Here is a 17,957-nt window from a genome sequence, read left to right as displayed (position 1 = left end):
AAGCGAGACGGCCGCCGCACGGCGTATCGTCACCGTCGGTCGAGTAGCCGCGCACGCGGCGTATCGAGACCCATCAGCGAAAGGAAACCATGGCCGGATCCGGCGCCCCCACCCGACTCGAGCCGATCGACGCGAGCGGCCTGCGCGTCGTCATCGTCGCAGGCGGCTGGCACGAGCAGATCACCGACGGGCTGATCGCCGGCGCGGTGCGGGTGCTCGAGGCATCCGGCGCCACGTACTCGCTGGTGCGCGTGCCCGGCTCGTTCGAGCTGCCCGTCGTCGCGAAGACGATGCTGCAGGGCCCCGCCGACGCGGTCGTCGCGCTCGGGGTGATCATCCGCGGCGGCACCCCGCACTTCGAGTACGTCTCGGCGGCGGCCACCGACGGGCTCACCCGCGTCGCCCTCGACACCGGCAAGCCGGTCGGATTCGGCGTGCTCACGCTCGACGACGAGCAGCAGGGGCTCGACCGGGCAGGGCTTCCGGGCTCCAAGGAGGACAAGGGTGCCGAGGCCGCCCACGCCGCCCTCGCGACGGCCCTCACGATCCGGGCCGTGGGCCGCTAGGCTGCTCGCCACGAGCCTCGTCTCGAGACTCGCACGAGACTCGCCACCGGAGGGGAGACGGCGCGATGACGGCACGACCGCTGCGGCGCCAGACGATCGTGGCGTGCAGCCCCGCGGCGGCCCGCGAGCTGTGGCTGCACGGGCTCGACACGTGGTGGCCGCTCGACGGTTTCAGCGTGTTCGGCCCGGATTCGACGGTCGAGGTGCGCGACCGCGACATCGTCGAGACCGCGCCCGACGGACGCACCGCGGTGTGGGGCACGATCACGAGCGACGAGGACGACCGGCTCGCCTTCACCTGGCACCCGGGCCGGGGCCCGGAGACCGCATCGCAGATCGCCGTCACCTTCGTCCGCGCCGCCGAGGAGGCCACCCTGGTGACCCTGGTGCACGACGGGTGGGACTCCTACCCCGACCCGGAGGCCACCCGCGCCCACTACGCGACCGGCTGGGCGACGGTGCTCGACCGCCTCGCCGCGACGAGGGCGGCGCCCGGCGGCGCAGACCTCTGGCTGGTCCTGGAGCACCGGGCCGGGCCGGCCAGGCCGCCGGGCGGCGTGTTCTCCTCGCCCGACTTCCGCAAGCACCTCGCGTTCCTGACCGCGCTGCGTCAGGACGGCCTGCTCGTCGCCGCTGGTTCGCTGCCCGACGAGGCGGGAGCGGGGATGACGATCGTGCGCGTCGGCGACGCGGCGGCCGCTGCCGCGGTCATCCGCCGCGCCGAACTCGACGACGGCTCCGTCGTGGCCGGCCTGCTCGAGGTGCGCGCCCGGCCCTGGAACGTCGCCCTCACGGGCTGACGACGGCGGGAGCCGCGGTGCCGGCGCGGCCCGACGAGCCCGCCGCGCTCCGCGCCGCCCGGTAGACGCCGCCGACCAGCAGCAGCATCGCGGCGGCGCTCGCCGCGACCAGCCACAGGAAGTCCCAGTGGCCGCCCGCGATCGCGAGCACCAGTTCGACCAGCGGCATGCCGGCGAGCACGGCGATGAGGGGGCGATCCGTGCGGGCGTCGAGCGGCGTCATGAAGCGGCCCCGCCAGAACACGGCGAAGAGCACGAGCGGCAGCACGATCGCGGCCGCGAGGGTGACCCACTGGCCGTTCGTCGCGGGCGGCCACGTGGTCCACGCGGCGTCGTCGTAGCCGACCCGGGCGAACAGCACCAGCCGCGACAGCGGGGAGCCGAGCGTCGCGAGCGCGGCGAAGACCGCGAGGATCGGGTAGACGACGCCGACCACGCGGTTGTACCCGCTGCGCCGGTGCCACCACCGCCCGAGCATCATCCACGCAGCGCCGGCGCCGACGAGGAACATCCAGGAGGTGAAGTTCATCACCGGCTCGCCGAAGATCGACACCGGCGTCGACGGGGTGTGGAAGGTCCAGTGCCCCACCACGCCCTCCTGGGTGCGGTAGATCTCGTGCGTCTCGACCGGATCGAGCGCGAAGTCCTGGATCACGGCGAGGCAGCCGGCCCCGAGCGGCTTGAGCCAGGCGGGCACCGCCATGCGGTCGACGAGCTTCAGGGCCGCGTAGTAGACCATCGCCTCCATCAGCAGCACCGCGAGCGGAACGTTGAAGTACATCAGCAGCGACCGGCCGTACTGGTACCAGCCGACCACCGTCGCGAGGTTCTCGTACGACCCCGCATACAGCAGCGCGAAGGCGCCCACCTCGATCGAGATCGAGACCGGATGCCGCTCATGGCGGGCGATGTAGGCGAACACCCACACGGCCAGCGCCAGCATGAGCGCATCCTGCAGGATCCAGACCGGGACGAAGGTGAACGCACCCATGCGGTCTCCTAGGGCCGGAACGCCATCAGGATCACGACCACCACGAGCAGGATCGTCGTCACGCCCGCCGTCGCCGCGACCGCGGAGTACGCCGCGGGCCGCACGGGCTTGTCGCCGGCGATCGTCGCCTCGCCCTGCTCGATCTCCTCGGCGCCGCGGCGCAGGTTCGGCACGACGACGAACACGCTCAGCACGAACGCGGCGAGGTAGAGCAGCACCGACAGCCACACCCACAGGTGACCGAACGAGATGTGGGCGGCGCCCTCGGCCGCGAAGCCGAGCAGGAACACCAGCAGCGACAGCCAGCTGAAGATCGACACCGACGTCGTCAGCGAGCGCACCTGCGCCGCGTTGCGCACGCGCAGGGCGCGCAGGCCCGTGTGCGGCAGCAGCGCCATCGGGCCGACGATGAACACGGCGAGGATCACGTGGAGGGCGATGAAGACGTGGGCCATGACGATGACGATACCCGCGCGACGGATGCCTGCGGCGGCGGCTCGGCGGGACGCATCCGTCGTTCGGGTGCGCAACCCGGCCCGCGCCTCACGTAAGCTTGGAGACCTCACCGCCACAAGCGGTTCTCTCCCGACGCGTCTCGCCGATCGCACGACCCGATCCACGGCTTGAGGAAAACGCGGCGCATCGCACTGTCTCACGACGAAAGCCCCCATGTCTGTCTCTGCAACCCTCGAGGAATCCAATATCGCCGCGGCGAATCCGCGGGGCCGGGTCATCCTGGCCAGCCTGATCGGCACCTCGGTCGAGTTCTACGACTTCTACGCGTACGCGACCGCCGCCGTGCTCGCGTTCCCGACCCTGTTCTTCCCCACCGGCGACCCGACGACGGCGCTGCTCGCCTCGTTCGCGACCTTCGGCGCGGCCATGGTGGCCCGCCCGATCGGCGCCATGTTCTTCGGCCACTTCGGCGACCGCATCGGCCGCAAGGGCACGCTCGTCGCGTCGCTGCTGACGATGGGCATCGCCACCTTCCTGATCGGCCTGCTGCCGAGCTACGCGACCGTCGGCTGGGTGGCGACGCTGATGCTGATCGTGCTGCGCCTCGCGCAGGGCTTCGCGCTCGGCGGCGAATGGTCCGGCGCGGCGCTGATCGCGACCGAGAACGCCCCCGCGGGCCGGCGCGGCTGGTGGGGCACCTTCCCCCAGCTCGGCGCGCCGATCGGGTTCATCATCGCCAACGGCGTGTTCCTCGTCATCAACACGGTCTGGCCCGGCTCGTTCCTCGCCTGGGGCTGGCGGGTGCCGTTCCTGTTCTCGGCGGTGATGGTGATCATCGGCCTGTGGGTGCGGCTGCGGCTCGTCGAATCCGAGACGTTCCGCAACGCCGTCAAGGCCGACGTGATCGCCAAGCTGCCGCTCGCCGCCGTGCTGCGCCGCAACTGGAAGGGCGTCGTGCTCGGCACCTTCTACATGCTGGCCACCTACGTCGTCTTCTACCTGATGACCACGTTCACGCTCACCTACGGCACGAAGCTTCCGACGGATGCCGCGGCCGCAGCCGCCGAGAAGGCCGGCACCCCCTTCTCCGCGTCGGCCTACGTGCCGGGGCTCGGCATCCCGTACACGCACTTCGTGCTGATGCAGATCCTCGGGGTGATCTTCTTCGGCGTCTTCACCCTCATCTCGGGACCGATCGCCGACACCATCGGCCGCAAGAAGCTCATGGTCGGGGTGACGGTCGCCATCATCGTCTTCGGCGGCACCTTCGACCTGTTCCTGCTGCCCCACCCCGACGCGACCTTCGAGGGCGCGCTCGTGCAGGCGTTCCTCGTGATCGGGTTCACGCTGATGGGCATCACCTTCGGGCCGATGGGCGCGCTGCTGCCCGAGCTGTTCCCGACCAACGTGCGGTACACCGGCTCGGGGGTCGCCTACAACATCTCCTCGATCCTCGGCGCGGCGCTCGCCCCGATCATCGCCGTGGCGCTGTGGAGCGCCACCGACGGCGACCCGTGGATCGTCGGCGTGTACCTGTCGGTGATGGGCGTGCTGACGCTCATCGCGCTGCTGATCGGCCGCGAGACGAAGGACGTCGACTTCCACAACGAGCTGGCGTAGCCGGGTCGGGCGGGGGCGCACCGGCCGCCGCAGCCGGGCCACAGGAGGCGAACCTAGAATCACTCGCGCCATGAGTGACGCCGCCGCAGCCCCCGCCCGACCCGCACGCCGAGGCTTCGGCCGCCGCACCGCCGACGAGGGGCCGCGCGCGAGCTTCCGGCAGCTGCTGCCCTACCTCACCGAGCACCGCCGCGTGCTCGTCTGGGTCATCGCCCTGTCCGTGCTCGGCGCGGCGGCGTCGCTCGCGCAGCCGCTGCTGGTAGGCCAGGTCATCCAGCGCGTCGAGCACGGCACGCCGCTCGGCCGGCTGGTCGCCGCGCTGGTCTCGCTCGTGGTGATCGCCGGGCTGATCTCGGGCTACCAGCACTACCTGCTGCAGCGCACCGGCGAGGGCGTCGTGCTCGCGAGCCGCCGCCGGCTGGTCGCACGGATGCTGCACCTGCCGATCCGCGAGTTCGATCAGCGCCGCACCGGCGACCTGGTCAGCCGCGTCGGCAGCGACACCACCGCGCTGCGCGCCGTGCTCACGCAGGGCCTCATCGACGCCATCGGCGGCACGGTCACCTTCGTCGGCGCGCTGATCGGCATGGCCGTCGTCGACCCGGTGCTGCTCGGCCTCACGGTGCTCGTCATCGGGCTGTCGGTCGTGGTGGTCACGCTGCTCGCCGGCCGCATCCGCGCCGCCTCCGGCAAGGCGCAGAAGAAGGTCGGCGACCTGACCTCCGCCGTCGAGCGGGCGATCTCCTCGGTGCGCACGATTCGCGCCGCGGGCGCCACCGAGCGCGAGATCGAAGCGGTCGACGACGACGCCCGCGGCGCGTGGAGCATGGGCATCCAGGTCGCCCGCATCTCGGCCCTGGTCGTCCCGGTCGCCGGCATCGCCCTGCAGGTGTCGTTCCTCGTCGTGCTCGGCATCGGCGGCTACCGTGTCGCCGCGGGCGACATCTCGATCGCCTCGCTCGTGACGTTCATCATCTTCCTGTTCATGCTCGTGATGCCGCTCGGCAACGCGTTCGGCGCGATCACCTCGGTGAACTCGGCGCTCGGGGCGCTCGGCCGCATCGAGGAGATCATCGCGCTGCCCGCCGAGTCCGAGGAGGACCGGCCGCAGGCATCCGTGCACGACGCGTCTCAGGCGGCGCCGGCGCTCGCCTTCGAGCACGTGTCGTTCGCCTACCCGCCGCTTCCCGGCGAGAGCGAATCGACGCCGGTGCTGACGGATGTCTCGTTCCAGGTGCCGCGCGGGCGGCGCACCGCCCTCGTCGGCCCGTCGGGCGCCGGCAAGTCGACCGTGCTCGCCCTGATCGAGCGGTTCTACGACCCGAGCTCGGGAGTGATCCGCTTCGGCGGGGTCGACATCGCCGCCCTGCCGCGCGACGAGCTGCGCGCCCAGCTCGGCTACGTCGAGCAGGACGCGCCCGCGCTGGCCGGCTCGCTGCGCGACAACCTGCGCCTCGCGGCGCCCGAGGCGACGGATGACGCGTGCCGCAGCGTGCTCGAAGCCGTGAACCTCGGCGAGGTGCTCTCGCGCTCCCCGCTCGGGCTGGACGCCCCCGTCGGCGAGGAGGGCGTCATGCTCTCCGGCGGCGAGCGGCAGCGGCTCGCGATCGCCCGCGCGCTGCTCCCGGCTCCCCCGGTGCTGCTGCTCGACGAGTCCACCTCGTCGCTCGACGGGCGCAACGAGCAGCTGATGCGCGAGGCGATCGACGCGGTCGCCGAGCACCGCACCCTCATCGTGATCGCCCACCGGCTGTCCACGGTCGTCGACTCCGACCAGATCGTCGTGCTCGACCACGGCCGGGTGGTGGGCGTGGGCACGCACTCGGAGCTCGTCGAAACGGTGCCCTTGTACCGCGAGCTCGCCAAGCACCAGCTGCTGGTCTAGCGACACGCGGGGGCATTGCCAGCCCATTGCCGGTTTCACGGGTTCCGGCGCACCTAGGCTGGCAGTAGCGATCGGCGACCTGCCTTTGGCGCGAATACGGCCCCCGGGCCGCTGATCGGATGGATGACCTCATCTCGACCATCACTTCTGCCGGACTTCTGGAAGGCCGGCTCGGCGCGATCCGCGCCACCGCCGCCGGCGATCCGACCGACGCCCCGGCCGTCTCGTACACCGAGGTGTCGCGCCAGGTGAAGGCGGAGGGCCTGCTCGCCCGCCGCCCCGGCTTCTACGGCCTCGTCGTCGCGGCCCTGCTCGTCGCCTCGGCCGCCGTGATCACCGGCATGGTGCTGCTCGGCGAGAGCTGGTTCCAGCTGCTGCTGGCCGCCGTGCTCGGGCTCATCCTCACCCAGTTCGCGTTCCTCGCGCACGAGGCCGCGCACCGGCAGATCCTCGCTACCGGCCCCGCCAACGACCGCCTGGGCCGCTTCCTCGGCACCTTCGTCATCGGCATGAGCTACGCGTGGTGGCTGAACAAGCACAACCGCCACCACGCCAACCCGAACCAGGTCGGCAAGGATCCCGACATCGCCGTCGACACGATCTCCTTCCTCGAGGAGGACGCGGCCCGCGCCACCGGCGTGCTGGCCTGGATCACCCGCCGGCAGGGCTACCTGTTCTTCCCGCTGCTCACCTTCGAGGGCGTGAACCTGCACGTCACGTCGTTCAAACTGCTGTTCGGCCGCGACGAGGTCAAGCACCGCAAGACGGAGATCGTGCTCATCGCCGCCCGCTTCGTGCTGTACTTCGCCGCGCTGCTCTGGCTGCTGCCGCCCGGCATGGCCGCCGCGTTCCTCGGCGTGCAGCTCGCGGTGTTCGGCGTGTACATGGGCGCCTCCTTCGCGCCCAACCACAAGGGCATGCCGATCGTGCCGGCCGACGCCCGCCTCGACTTCTTCAGCAAGCAGGTGCGCACCTCGCGCAACATCCGCGGCGGCTGGTGGGCGACCGCCATGTTCGGCGGCCTGAACTACCAGGTCGAGCACCACCTGTTCCCCAGCATGCCGCGCCCGCACCTCTCCCGCGCGCGTCTCATCGTGCGCAGGCATTGCCTGGCCACGGGAGTCCCCTATACTGAGGCGACCCTGCCCGAGTCGTACGCGATCGTGATCGCCTACCTCAATCGGGTCGGACTGCAGGCTCGCGACCCGTTCGTGTGCCCTGTGGTCACCCAATACCGACGCGCATAATGCGCAAGGCGTTCGCAGCACAGATGCGGCGGACGAATCGGACCGCATCCGCGGTTCGTGACAGTAGAAAAATAGAAAGACGACGATATGGCCACCGGCACCGTCAAATGGTTCAACTCCGAAAAGGGCTTCGGCTTCATCGCCCCTGACGACGGCTCCGCCGATGTCTTCGCCCACTTCACGGCAATCTCTGGCAGCGGCTACCGCGAGCTGTCCGAGAACCAGAAGGTCGAATTCGACACCGAGCGCGGCCCGAAGGGTCTGCAGGCGGCGAACATCCGCCCCCTGTAAAGACTGACTTCAGCCTCACGATCGCGTCGGGTCCCGCAACCGCGGGCCCGGCGCGATCGGTCGTTAACGGCCTGCTGCCGCTGGAGCCCTGTTTCGCCCTACTTGAGGAACAGCGCCTTGAGCCGAGTGGTGGCGAGCACCAGGCCGACGGCGACCATGCCGGCGAAGTAGACCACGTGCCACAGCAGCGCCGGCGTGATCACCCCCGTGGTCAGGCCGCGCACGAGCTCGATGCCGTGCCACAGCGGCAGGCACTCGATGACGATCCGCACCGCCGGCGGGTACACCGTGATCGGGAAGAACGTCGAGGACAGCAGGAACATCGGCAGCAGCACGAAGAAGATCCAGTCGAGCTGCGTGAAGGTCTTCATGAAGCTGACCACGCCCATGCCGAGGCTCGCGAAGCCGAAGGCGATGATGAGCAGCGCCGGCAGCGCGAGCAGCGCTGTCCACGACAGGGTGAGCCCGACCGCCGCCATCACGCCCATGAACGCGAGCCCGTAGAGCGCCCCCCGCAGCAGCGCCATCAGGATCTCGCCGAGCGCCACGTCGAGGGGCCCAAGCGGGGTGGCCAGCATGCCCTCGTAGAGCTTGCCGAAGTTGAGCTTGAAGAACACGTTGAACGTCGAATCCATGACCGCGCCGTTCATCGCCGAGGTGGCCAGCAGCGCCGGCGCGATGAACGCCGCGTAGCTGACCTGCCGGCCGCCGGTGTCGACGGTGCCGATCAGCGTGCCGAGGCCGACGCCGAGCGACAGCAGATAGAGCACCGGCTCGAGGAACCCCGAGGCGACCACGAGCCAGTTGGTCGAGCGCGTCGCCAACCAGCTGCGCGACATCACCGCGCCCGGGTTGCCGGCGAACACCGAGCCGAGCCAGCGCGACGAGCGGCCTTCGGCGCGAACGGATGCTTCGACTGCGCTCACTTGTTCAACCTCTTCCCTGCGATGCGGCGGGCCAGCTGCCAGCCGACGACGAAGGTCGCGACGAGATACGCCAGGTGCACGGCGACGAGCCATCCGGGTTCCCCGGCGCCGTAGGTGAGGTCGCGGGCCAGCTGCGTTCCGTGCCACAGCGGCGAGATCCAGCCGATCCACTGCAGGTAGACCGGCATCAGCGCGAGCGGGAAGTAGGTGCCGGAGAACAGCGTGAGCGGCATCACGACGAAGCGCAGCACGAGCGTCTCCTGGCTGGCCTCCTTGTCGAGCGAGGCGATATACGCGCACAGCGGGCCGCCGAACGACAGCGCGGTGAGCAGCGCGGCCAGCACCGACAGCACGCCCCAGCCCGACGGCACCGCGCCGAAGAGGGCCATCAGCGCGAAGTAGACCAGCCCGTTCAGCACGACGCGCACGCTCGTGGCCAGCACGTTGCCGTCGATGATCTGCCCGGGCGACAGCGGCGCCGCGTTCATGCCGAAGAAGATCGGATTCCACTTGAAGCCGACCCGGATCGGGAAGATGAACTCCTCCGACGCGGTCTGGAACGCGGCCGCGGTCAGCAGCGCCGGCGCGACGAACACGAGGTAGGACACCCCGTCGACGCTGCCGGAACCCTGCCGGATCAGCGAGCCGAGCCCGAGCCCCATGGCGAACAGGTAGAGCACCGGCGTGCCGAGGGCGGGGAACACGAACGAGGTCCACGCCTGGCGGGCGGCCCGCAGCCGGTGCTCGAGCACGTAGAGGGCGCCGAAGCGGCGCGGCCGCAGGGCCGCGCGGAGGGCTGCGGCCGAGGCATCCGTGCTGGGCCCGTCGAAATCGTTCGTCGTCGCCGTCGTCATTCGATCAGGCTCCGCCCGGTGAGCCGCAGGAAGACGTCTTCGAGCGAGGAGCGCCGCACGAGCGAGGTGATCGCCTCGAGGCCGCGGCCGCGCACCGCCTCGAGCGCCCGCTCGCCGTCGTCGGCGTAGATCAGCACCCGGTCGGGCAGCACCTCGATGCGCTCGCCGACGCCGGCGAGCTGCTCGGCCGCCGACGCGTTGCGGGCGGAGCCGAAGCGCAGCTCGACCACCTCGCGGCTCGAGTACCGGCGGATGAGCGAGGCAGGCGACCCCTCGGCCATGATCTGGCCCTTGTCGACGACGACGAGGCGGTCGCACAGCTGCTCCGCCTCGTCCATGTAGTGGGTGGTCAGCACGAGCGTCGTGCCCTGCTCTTTGAGGCGGAACAGGCGATCCCAGAGGATGTGCCGCGCCTGCGGGTCGAGGCCGGTGGTCGGCTCGTCGAGCAGCAGGATGCGCGGGTCGTTGATCAGCGCCCGCGCGATCGTGAGCCGCCGCTTCATGCCGCCGGACAGGTCGTCGATCTTCGTCTTCGCCTTGTCGGTCAGCTGCGCGAACTCGAGCAGCTCGCCCGCGCGCTGCTTCACCAGCGCACGCGGCAGGCCGAAGTAGCGGCCGTAGACGATGAGGTTCTGCAGCACGGGCAGCTCGACGTCGAGGTTGTCGCTCTGCGGCACCACGCCGAGTTGCGAGCGGATCTCGGGCCCGTACCGGTTGGGGTCGAGCCCGAGGATGCTCAGCTCGCCGCCCGTGCGCGGCGAGACCGCGCCCACCATGCGCATCGTCGTCGACTTGCCCGCCCCGTTGGGCCCGAGCAGCCCGAAGGACTCGCCCGGCGCGACCTCGAACGAGATGCCCTTGACCGCGTCGAAATCGCCGAAGCGCTTGACCAGGTCGGTGGCGGTGATGACAGGCGTTGGCACGAGACCAGAACCTAGCGGATGCCTATGACATCGGCATGCGGCGCGGCATGAGCCGGCCGCATCCGTCGCCCTCGGCGTCGCCTTGTCGGCGGCCGGTCGTCAGCGCACGAAGCGGGCCGCGACCTCGTCCGAGGCGGCGATGCGGATGCGTTCGGCGTGGTCCTCGCGCATCTCGGGCAGGGCGTCGAGCCGGAACCACGCCGCCTCGGAGTTCTCGCCGTCGGCCGGGTACGGCTCGCCCGAGACGTAGCGGCAGCGGAACAGGATGTCGATATAGCGGGAGCGGTCGCCGTTGGGGTAGACGATGACGCGGTCCTCGGCGTTGACGCGGGCGAGTCGCTCGGCGACGGCGACGACGTCCGCCTCTTCGAGCACCTCGCGCTCGGCGGCGACCGCCGGCTGCTCGCCGGGGTCGATGATGCCGGTCACGGCGGTCCACTCGCCGTTGTCGGAGCGCTTGACGAGCAGCACCTCGCGCGCCTCCCCCTCGCCGCGCAGCACGACGGCGGTGACGCCGGTGAGCCAGAGCTCGTCGTGCCCGACCTTCTCGCGCAGCTTGAGGATGAAGTCGGGGGTGGGCACGGTGTCTACGCTATCCGCCCAATCCGGTGTGCTCGAGCTCCGGTGCATCCTCACCGTGGATCGCACGGGCGAGGGCGTCGCCGAGCAGCGGCCCCATCGTGAGCCCCGCCGCCCCGTATCCGGTCGCCAGGAACAGGCCGTCCATGCCGCGCACGGCACCGACTGACGGCAGCGAGCCGTCCGGCAGCGGCCGCAGCCCGACGCGCGTCTCGATGAGCGTGGCGTCAGCCAGGCCCGGCGCGATCGCCAGGGCGTCGTTGAGCACGTGCGCCTGACCGGCGGCCGTCACGCGCGGGTCGAACCCCGTGCCCGTCTCTCGCGTGGCACCCACCGCGATGCGCCCGCCGTCGAACGCGACGATGTAATGATGCGAGAGCGGATGCACTGTGGGCCAATCCCCGGTCTCGGCGGCGAGGCGCAGATGAGTGATCTGCCCGCGCTGCGGCGAGACGGGGACCCGTACGCCGAGCGGCGCCAGGAGGGCCGCGCTCCACGCCCCGGCGGCGACCACCACGACGTCGGCGTTCGCCGCCTTCCCGTCGACCGCGGCGCTAACCCGGCCGCGGTCGTCGCTGAGGGCGACCGAGCCGCCGACGACCTGCGCCCCGCGGCTGACGGCGGCGTGCAGCAGCGCATCGCGGAGCGTGCGCCCGTCGACCCTAGCGCCGCCGGCGATGTACACAGCTTTAAGCCCGGATGAGAGCGGCGGGAAGAGGCGCCGCGCGGCGGCATTGTCGATGCGCTCGACCGATCCGACGAGCTGCGGGGCGGCCTCGGCGCGTCGGATGACGCGGGCCGCAGCGTCGTCGAGAACGTTTTCATCCTCGTTCACCAGAAGCGCGCCGCTGCGGCGGAAGTCGGTGCGGGAGACGCCTGCTTCCGAAAGCGTGCGCAGCAGCGCGGGGTAGAACGCGGCACCAGCCTGGTAGAGCTCGAAGAAAGGGCCCTCGCCCGAGGCCGACCACGGCTGAATGATGCCGGCGCTCGCCGCGGTGGCCTGACCGGTGTGGCCGGCATCGACGACGGTGACGGCGCTGCCCCGGCGCGCGAGTGCGAAGGCGGTTGCTGCGCCGGCGATGCCGGAACCGATGACAAGCGCAGACGGCGCGCTCGGTGCGGAGGTCACGGCTTCACGGTCCTTGTCGTCGGCGACACGTCGAGCCCGTGCTCGTGCGGGGCGGAATGGGTCGAGACCCAGATCGCGTCGACGGGCTCCGAGGTCAGGTTCGCGATGGTGTGCGGGGTTCCCGACGAGAAGTGAACGCCGTCGCCCTCGCCAAGCACGAGCTCGTGGTCCCGGAGCCGCAACCACATCGAGCCGCGCACGACATAGGCGAATTCTTCGCCCTCGTGCGTGGCGAGCGGGGCGATGGTGGAGGTCGGGTGGATGCGGACGTAGAGGGCGTCGAGCTCCTGCCCGTCGAACGCCGTCGGGAGCCGGTAGTACTCCCGTTCGCCGACCGACATGGTCGGTCGTGCCGCCGCCGCTGCCGCGCGCCACAGGGCGAATTCCTGAGGCGCCGGCTCAGCGGTGTGAGAGGAGTCGAGCAAGTCGGCCGGAGTGATGCTGAGTGCGGCCGAGATCGCGAACAGCGAGGTGAGCGAGAGCGAGCACTCGCCGCGTTCCACGAGCGAGAGGAAGCTCGAGGACAGTCCCGCATGGCCCGCCAGCTCGCGGAGCGAAAGGCCGCGTTCCCGGCGGCGCTGCCGCACCCGCTCGCCGACTTCTTGCAGCGAGGGAGAGAAGCCGGATTCGCGCGCGGGGCCCGGGGCGATCGCCGGGGCGTCGCTGTTCGTCATCGTGTCCTCCTCGCCGGGCCGCTGCTCACGGCTGTGCCGGCACCACATGGTGCCGGTCGATCTGTTCGACCGTTTCGCAGCCGAGGCTGCCCATGACGCTCTCGAGTTCATCATGCAGGTGCTGGAGGATTGTACGGGCACCCAGCGACGGGTCTTCGTGAGAGCCGGCCGCGAGCCCGAAGGCCATCAGCCTGCCGACGCCCACCGCGGTGGCGCCGAGCGCCAGCGCTTTGGCGATGTCGGTGCCGTGCCGGAATCCGCTGTCGATCAGGATCGGCACGTCGGGGCCCACCTCCGCGCGGACCTCCTCCAGCCGGCGCAGGGGGGCGATCATTCCGTCGAGATTGCGGCCGCCGTACGCAGACATGTAGATGCCGGCAGCGCCGGCATCGACCGCGCGGCGTGCGTCGCGGGCGGAGACGACGCCCTTGAGCACCCACGGCAGGGTCATCTTTGCCGCGAGCGTCTCGAGGCGCTTCCAGTCCCAGCGCGGCTGGGTGAAGTTCATCAACTCGTCCAAAGCGTGCCGGCTTGCACCGCCCGGTCCGTAGTTGCCCTGGCCGTAGTAGCGATTCAGGTCCAGGCCGTTCTCGCGCATCCGCTCGCGCCAAGCACGGGTCGGGGCATCCGTGAAGCAGAGAAATCGGTACCCGGCGGCGGCCGCCCGCTCTTCGAAGCCGAGCACGTGCTCGTCTTCCGCGACGAGCGCCACTTGCACGCCGCCCTGCTGGCCGGCGAACTCGGGGGCGAGCTCGACGAGGCTGTCGGAGGAGCTCTCCGACACGATGCCAGTGATGCCCGCCTCTCCGATGGCGCGGGCGACGGCGGCGTAACCGGCCGGATGCAGCGCCTTGTCGTATCCGAACGGCGACGCGAAGACAGGCATGCGCAGAGTCATGCCGAGCAGTTCGATGCCCAGTCGGGGACGCGAGAGTCCGGTGAGCATGTCGGGATCAAAGGACCACAGCCCGAACGCTGCGCGGTTGGCCGCAAGCGAGGACTCCCCGCTCGAGCCGCCCTCCACATAATCCAACAACCGCGGACTGAGGTTCGCCTTGGCCTCGGCGATCACAGATCGCACCGTCGGCAGATGACGCGTGACCGCCATGATGTCCTTCCCTTAGCGAGGCTGTTCAGATTCTGGACGCCCCGAACGGAGACTGAGCGTACGAGAGTCCGTGACGTTTGTAAATACTGGACACGCCGACGCTTCGCTTCGACTTCGCACCCTGGAATCTCGCCATATTTCCGGCAAATTTCGGGCCGATCTCGATCACGAGACGAATTCACCCGACCGCTGTCCAGTATTCAAGATCATGGCTAACGTCCCGTTGTGTCCAGTAAATCGATCGTGTACGGAGGCTGCTCGTGAGGTCTCACGCTGTCGGCGTGTTCCTATTCCGGCGCCTGCTGGAGTTGGTCGTCCTCGTGCTGGTGATCTCGTTCCTCGTGTTCACACTCGAGTACCTCGCACCCGGCAGCATCATCGACGCCCTGCTCGGCACCGCTGACAAGTCGCCGGAAGTCGTCGCCGCGATGCGTCACGAGTACCACCTCGACCAGCCGTTCATCGTGCAGTACCTGCTGTGGCTGAAGGACGCCGTGCACCTAGATTTCGGGCGCTCGATCATGCTCAACGTCCCCGTCATCCAAGCCATCGTCTCGCGGCTGTCGGTGACCCTGTTCCTCGGCGTGTTCGGCTTCCTCATCGCAGTCGTCGCCGGTCTCACGCTCGGCATCGTGGCCGCCGTCAAGAAAGGCACGGGAATCGACCGCGGGACCGTCGGACTCACCGTGCTCGGCGTCAGCGCGCCGACTTTCGCAACGGGGCTGATCCTGCTGTGGGCTTTCGCGATAATGCTCGGCTGGTTCCCCGTCATCGGACAGGGCGACCCGACGTTCACCGACCGGCTCTGGCATCTCACCCTGCCCGCCGTCGCGCTCGGCATCGCCGGCACCGCGCTGATGACCAAGATGACCCGCGCTGCACTCATCGCCGCGCTCGAGCAGGACGCGATCGGCTTCGCGCGCAGCCGTGGCGTCGGCTGGTGGCGGATCCTCTTCGTCTACGGCTTGCGCAACAGCCTCGTGCCAATCCTCACGGCCGCCGGGATCGTGATCGCCTCGACCCTCACCGGCTCCGTCCTCATCGAAGAGACCTTCAGCCTGCAGGGCGTCGGCACACTGCTGATCTCTTCCATCCAGAACAAGGACATCCCCGTAGTCCAGGGCGCCACCGTTCTCATCGCGGTCTTCGTCATCGTCATCAACACCCTCGTCGACATCGCGTATCTCGCCGTCGATCCGCGCACCCGAGGAAAGGCGGCAACAGCGTGACCGGCACCATCACCGCTCCCGACACCGGGCTGCTCTCCCCACGCCGCGCGCGTCGTGCGCGCCCCGGGTTCGTCGTCGCGGCCTCGTTCGTCATCGTCGCGCTCGTCGTGCTCTGCGCCCTCGCCGGAAACCAGCTGGCCCCCTACCCCGCCGGCAAGCAAGACCTCATGCAGACGCTGGAGCTGCCCTCCGCCGCCCACCTGCTGGGCACCGACGACCTCGGCCGCGACGTCTTCTCGCGCATCATCGTCGGGGCCGGCTCCGCCCTCGCCGGGCCGCTCGTCATCGCGCTCGGCGCCATGGTGATCGGTACACTGCTCGGCCTGCTCGCTGGGTACCGCGGCGGCCTGGTCGAAACCATCGTGATGCGCTGGGTCGACCTCATGTACGCCGTTCCCCAGTTGCTCATCGCGATCGTCATCGTGGGCGTGCTCAACGGCAGCTACTGGGAGGCCGTACTCGTGCTCGTGATCCTGACGGCGCCGGGAGACACCCGCATCATTCGCGGAGCGACCATCGCACAGCGCCGGCTGCCCTATGTGGAGGCGCTGCGCGTGCTCGGCGTGCCCGGTCGACGCATCCTGCTGGGCCACATCTGGCCCACCCTCATGCCGCTCACGGTCGCGCAGACGTTCCTCAACTTCGCCACCAGCCTCGTCTCCCTCGCATCGCTGTCCTTCCTCGGGCTCGGCGTCGCACCCGGCGCCGCCGATTGGGGACGCATGCTCGCCGAAGGGCGCGAGCTCATCGCGACCAACCCCTGGACGGCGATCGCCCCCGGCGTCGCGATCGCTCTGACGGCGGCCAGTATGAACATCGTCGGCGACTGGCTGCACGAGCGCCTCACCGGAAGGAACAGCCGATGACCGAAGCGGCGCTCTCCACTACGGCCCCGGTGCTGGAAGTAACCGGCCTGACCATCACCGGCCCCGCGGGCCCGATCGTCTCCGGCGTCGATCTGGACCTCCGGCCCGGAGAGGTGATCGGCATCGTCGGCGAGTCCGGCTCGGGCAAGTCCATGACCGCCCGCGCCCTGATGGGCATCCTGCCTAACGGTGTTCGCGCGTCCGGAAGCGTGCGCTATCAGGGCCGCGAACTCCTGCCCGGCCGGCCGGGGCGCCGACTGCACGATGACTTCGCGATGGTCTTCCAAGACCCGTTCACCATGCTCAATCCCCTGATGCGCGCCGGGCGGCATATCAGCGAGACGCTGCGCGACGAGCGAGGCCGTCGCTTGCGGTCGCGGGAGGCGCGCGCCGAGGAGCTGCGTCGGCTGGCCGAGGTGGGCATCGCCGACCCCACCGTCGCCGACCGGTATCCGTTCGAGCTGTCCGGCGGGATGCGGCAGCGGGTCGGCATCGCCGCCACACTGTCCTCCAACCCGCAGGTGCTCATGGCCGACGAGCCGACGACCGCGCTCGACGTCACTACGCAGGCCGAGATCCTGAATCTTCTGCGCGGACTGCAGCGCGAGCGGGGCATGGCGATGATGCTCATCACCCACGACCTCGGCGTCGCGTTCAGCATGTGCGACCGCATCTTCGTGCTCTACGCGGGGCGGCTGATCGAGCAGGCGCCGACTCGGCAGCTGGCCCGACTGCCACTGCATCCGTATACCCGCGGCCTGCTCGATTCAGACCCGCCCGCCGATCGTCGCGTCGTCAGCTTGAGCTCGATGCCCGGCTCCGTGCCCCGTGCCGCGGATGTGCTGGACCGCTGCCCCTTCGCTGAGCGGTGCGCCTTCGCCGCGGAGCAATGCCTTACGCCGGTGGCACTCGCCCCTGTCGGTGAGGGTCGTGAGAGCGCCTGCGTGCGCGTCGACGAGATCCGGGAGCAGCTGAGCGTGCCCGCGCTTGCGCCCGGCACCGCTGCGACCGCGACGGATGAGCGCGGCGGCGAGACGCTGCTGGCCGTGTCAGAGCTCGGCAAGCGGTTCAGCCGGGCCGGGCGCCACGTGGACGCCCTACGCCAGGTCACCCTGCACGTTCAGCCGGGCGAGAGCGTGGGCATCGTCGGGGAGTCCGGCTCGGGTAAGACGACGCTGGGTCGATGCATCGTCGGTCTGGAGACGCCGACGACCGGCAGCATCGTCATCGACGGACAGGACGCGAGCGACTACGGGGCGCTGCCACACTCCGCCGCGGTACGGCTGCGCGGTACCGTGCAGATGGCGTTCCAGGACCCGTACTCCACGCTCAGTCCAGCCCGCTCCATCGGGGCGATGTTGCACGAGGCGGTGCGGCTCAGCGGCGAACCGGGCTCGTCGTCAAAGCGCATCGCGGAACTGCTCGAACTGGTCGGCCTGCCGGCCGGATATGCGAAACGGATGCCTTCCGCCCTTTCAGGCGGCGAGCGACAACGCGTCGCACTGGCCCGGGCGCTTGCGAGGCGGCCGCGACTGATCGTGTGCGACGAGATCGTCTCCGCACTCGACGTGTCGGTTCAGGCACAGATCCTGAATCTGCTCACGCGTCTGCAAGCCGAACTCGGCGTCGCCTACCTCTTCATCACGCACGACCTCGCCGTCGTTCGGCAGGTCACCGACCGCGTCTACGTGCTGCGGCACGGCGCCGTCGTGGAGAACGGCCCGACGGAGCTCGTCCTGGAAGCGCCTCGAGCCGATTACACGAAGAAGCTGCTCTCGTCCATACCTGCCCGTCTCGATAGCACCGCCTGAAT

General features: G+C 70.0%; 18 protein-coding genes. 9 read left to right on the top strand and 9 right to left on the bottom strand.

All coding sequences use genetic code 11. From position 1 onward, the window contains the following. Window positions 1-89 precede the first annotated feature (89 nt). Complete coding sequence (gene ribH, locus H563_RS0105010) at window positions 90-566, top strand: 6,7-dimethyl-8-ribityllumazine synthase (RefSeq protein WP_022881508.1); 477 nt, start codon at window positions 90-92, stop codon at window positions 564-566. Between the two features lie 65 nt (window positions 567-631). Beyond that, complete coding sequence (locus H563_RS17255; protein WP_022881507.1) at window positions 632-1,366, top strand: SRPBCC domain-containing protein; 735 nt, start codon at window positions 632-634, stop codon at window positions 1,364-1,366. Here H563_RS17255 and H563_RS0105000 read toward each other — a convergent pair. Both H563_RS0105000 and H563_RS18085 read right to left on the bottom strand, forming a co-directional pair. Further along, complete coding sequence (locus H563_RS0105000) at window positions 1,356-2,357, bottom strand: carotenoid biosynthesis protein (protein ID WP_022881506.1); 1,002 nt, start codon at window positions 2,355-2,357, stop codon at window positions 1,356-1,358. The genes H563_RS17255 and H563_RS0105000 overlap by 11 nt on opposite strands. A gap of 8 nt (window positions 2,358-2,365) precedes the next feature. Next, on the bottom strand, window positions 2,366-2,812 hold the full coding sequence (locus H563_RS18085; protein ID WP_022881505.1) for a DUF2269 family protein: 447 nt from the start codon (window positions 2,810-2,812) through the stop codon (window positions 2,366-2,368). Window positions 2,813-3,026: 214 nt separating this feature from the next. Between H563_RS18085 and H563_RS0104990 the strand changes: the two genes are divergently transcribed. The 4 genes from H563_RS0104990 (at window position 3,027) to H563_RS0104975 (ending at window position 7,856) form a co-directional block, all read left to right on the top strand. Further along, window positions 3,027-4,433, top strand: a complete 1,407-nt coding sequence (locus H563_RS0104990) for an MFS transporter (RefSeq protein WP_022881504.1) — start codon at window positions 3,027-3,029, stop codon at window positions 4,431-4,433. 70 nt (window positions 4,434-4,503) lie between these two features. Continuing rightward, on the top strand, window positions 4,504-6,318 hold the full coding sequence (locus tag H563_RS0104985; protein ID WP_022881503.1) for an ABC transporter ATP-binding protein: 1,815 nt from the start codon (window positions 4,504-4,506) through the stop codon (window positions 6,316-6,318). A gap of 119 nt (window positions 6,319-6,437) precedes the next feature. Further along, entirely contained in the window at window positions 6,438-7,565 is a 1,128-nt protein-coding gene (locus H563_RS0104980; RefSeq protein ID WP_022881502.1) for a fatty acid desaturase family protein, read from the top strand. A gap of 87 nt (window positions 7,566-7,652) precedes the next feature. Next, window positions 7,653-7,856, top strand: a complete 204-nt coding sequence (locus H563_RS0104975) for a cold-shock protein (protein ID WP_022881501.1) — start codon at window positions 7,653-7,655, stop codon at window positions 7,854-7,856. Window positions 7,857-7,954: 98 nt separating this feature from the next. On the opposite strand, the gene H563_RS0104970 is transcribed toward H563_RS0104975, so the two are convergent. The 7 genes from H563_RS0104970 to H563_RS0104940 form a co-directional block, all read right to left on the bottom strand. Further along, window positions 7,955-8,782 (bottom strand): ABC transporter permease, encoded by an 828-nt coding sequence (locus H563_RS0104970; protein ID WP_022881500.1) that lies wholly within the window; start codon window positions 8,780-8,782, stop codon window positions 7,955-7,957. Continuing rightward, window positions 8,779-9,636 (bottom strand): ABC transporter permease, encoded by an 858-nt coding sequence (locus tag H563_RS0104965; RefSeq protein ID WP_022881499.1) that lies wholly within the window; start codon window positions 9,634-9,636, stop codon window positions 8,779-8,781. Before H563_RS0104965 ends, H563_RS0104970 begins: the two co-directional genes overlap by 4 nt. Further along, window positions 9,633-10,559, bottom strand: a complete 927-nt coding sequence (locus H563_RS0104960) for an ABC transporter ATP-binding protein (protein ID WP_022881498.1) — start codon at window positions 10,557-10,559, stop codon at window positions 9,633-9,635. Before H563_RS0104960 ends, H563_RS0104965 begins: the two co-directional genes overlap by 4 nt. A gap of 99 nt (window positions 10,560-10,658) precedes the next feature. Continuing rightward, the gene (locus tag H563_RS0104955; RefSeq protein WP_022881497.1) at window positions 10,659-11,141 is read right to left on the bottom strand and encodes an NUDIX hydrolase; all 483 of its coding nucleotides are present in this window, start codon (window positions 11,139-11,141) and stop codon (window positions 10,659-10,661) included. Window positions 11,142-11,151: 10 nt separating this feature from the next. Beyond that, entirely contained in the window at window positions 11,152-12,267 is a 1,116-nt protein-coding gene (locus H563_RS15105) for an NAD(P)/FAD-dependent oxidoreductase (protein ID WP_022881496.1), read from the bottom strand. Beyond that, window positions 12,264-12,941: a helix-turn-helix domain-containing protein gene (locus H563_RS17250; protein WP_022881495.1), complete on the bottom strand. Its 678-nt coding sequence runs from the start codon at window positions 12,939-12,941 to the stop codon at window positions 12,264-12,266. Before H563_RS17250 ends, H563_RS15105 begins: the two co-directional genes overlap by 4 nt. A gap of 25 nt (window positions 12,942-12,966) precedes the next feature. Next, entirely contained in the window at window positions 12,967-14,049 is a 1,083-nt protein-coding gene (locus tag H563_RS0104940) for an alpha-hydroxy acid oxidase (RefSeq protein WP_022881494.1), read from the bottom strand. Window positions 14,050-14,309: 260 nt separating this feature from the next. On the opposite strand from H563_RS0104940, the gene H563_RS0104935 reads away from it, so the two are divergent. Genes H563_RS0104935 through H563_RS18275 form a run of 3 tightly spaced genes read left to right on the top strand, consistent with a single transcriptional unit; the run spans window position 14,310 to window position 17,955 of the window. Then, window positions 14,310-15,278: an ABC transporter permease gene (locus tag H563_RS0104935; RefSeq protein WP_033209700.1), complete on the top strand. Its 969-nt coding sequence runs from the start codon at window positions 14,310-14,312 to the stop codon at window positions 15,276-15,278. Continuing rightward, entirely contained in the window at window positions 15,275-16,144 is an 870-nt protein-coding gene (locus H563_RS0104930) for an ABC transporter permease (RefSeq protein ID WP_022881492.1), read from the top strand. The genes H563_RS0104935 and H563_RS0104930 overlap by 4 nt, the downstream gene beginning before the upstream one ends. Then, window positions 16,039-17,955: a dipeptide ABC transporter ATP-binding protein gene (locus H563_RS18275; protein WP_245556826.1), complete on the top strand. Its 1,917-nt coding sequence runs from the start codon at window positions 16,039-16,041 to the stop codon at window positions 17,953-17,955. The genes H563_RS0104930 and H563_RS18275 overlap by 106 nt, the downstream gene beginning before the upstream one ends. Window positions 17,956-17,957 lie beyond the last annotated feature (2 nt).

This window comes from Gryllotalpicola ginsengisoli DSM 22003 (genome assembly GCF_000419445.1).
GTDB classification, from domain to species: domain Bacteria; phylum Actinomycetota; class Actinomycetes; order Actinomycetales; family Microbacteriaceae; genus Gryllotalpicola; species Gryllotalpicola ginsengisoli.
The sequence above is the reverse complement of the archived record's forward strand: the minus strand, read 5'-3'. Positions and strand labels throughout refer to the sequence as shown.

Excerpts from the sequence above, each read along its gene's own strand:
- ribH (WP_022881508.1), top strand. The coding sequence starts at position 90 with ATGGCCGGATCCGGCGCCCCCACCCGACTCGAGCCGATCGACGCGAGC.
- H563_RS17255 (WP_022881507.1), top strand. The coding sequence starts at position 632 with ATGACGGCACGACCGCTGCGGCGCCAGACGATCGTGGCGTGCAGCCCC.
- H563_RS0105000 (WP_022881506.1), bottom strand. The coding sequence starts at position 2,357 with ATGGGTGCGTTCACCTTCGTCCCGGTCTGGATCCTGCAGGATGCGCTC.
- H563_RS18085 (WP_022881505.1), bottom strand. The coding sequence starts at position 2,812 with ATGGCCCACGTCTTCATCGCCCTCCACGTGATCCTCGCCGTGTTCATC.
- H563_RS0104990 (WP_022881504.1), top strand. The coding sequence starts at position 3,027 with ATGTCTGTCTCTGCAACCCTCGAGGAATCCAATATCGCCGCGGCGAAT.
- H563_RS0104985 (WP_022881503.1), top strand. The coding sequence starts at position 4,504 with ATGAGTGACGCCGCCGCAGCCCCCGCCCGACCCGCACGCCGAGGCTTC.
- H563_RS0104980 (WP_022881502.1), top strand. The coding sequence starts at position 6,438 with ATGGATGACCTCATCTCGACCATCACTTCTGCCGGACTTCTGGAAGGC.
- H563_RS0104975 (WP_022881501.1), top strand. The coding sequence starts at position 7,653 with ATGGCCACCGGCACCGTCAAATGGTTCAACTCCGAAAAGGGCTTCGGC.
- H563_RS0104965 (WP_022881499.1), bottom strand. The coding sequence starts at position 9,636 with ATGACGACGGCGACGACGAACGATTTCGACGGGCCCAGCACGGATGCC.
- H563_RS17250 (WP_022881495.1), bottom strand. The coding sequence starts at position 12,941 with ATGACGAACAGCGACGCCCCGGCGATCGCCCCGGGCCCCGCGCGCGAA.
- H563_RS0104940 (WP_022881494.1), bottom strand. The coding sequence starts at position 14,049 with ATGGCGGTCACGCGTCATCTGCCGACGGTGCGATCTGTGATCGCCGAG.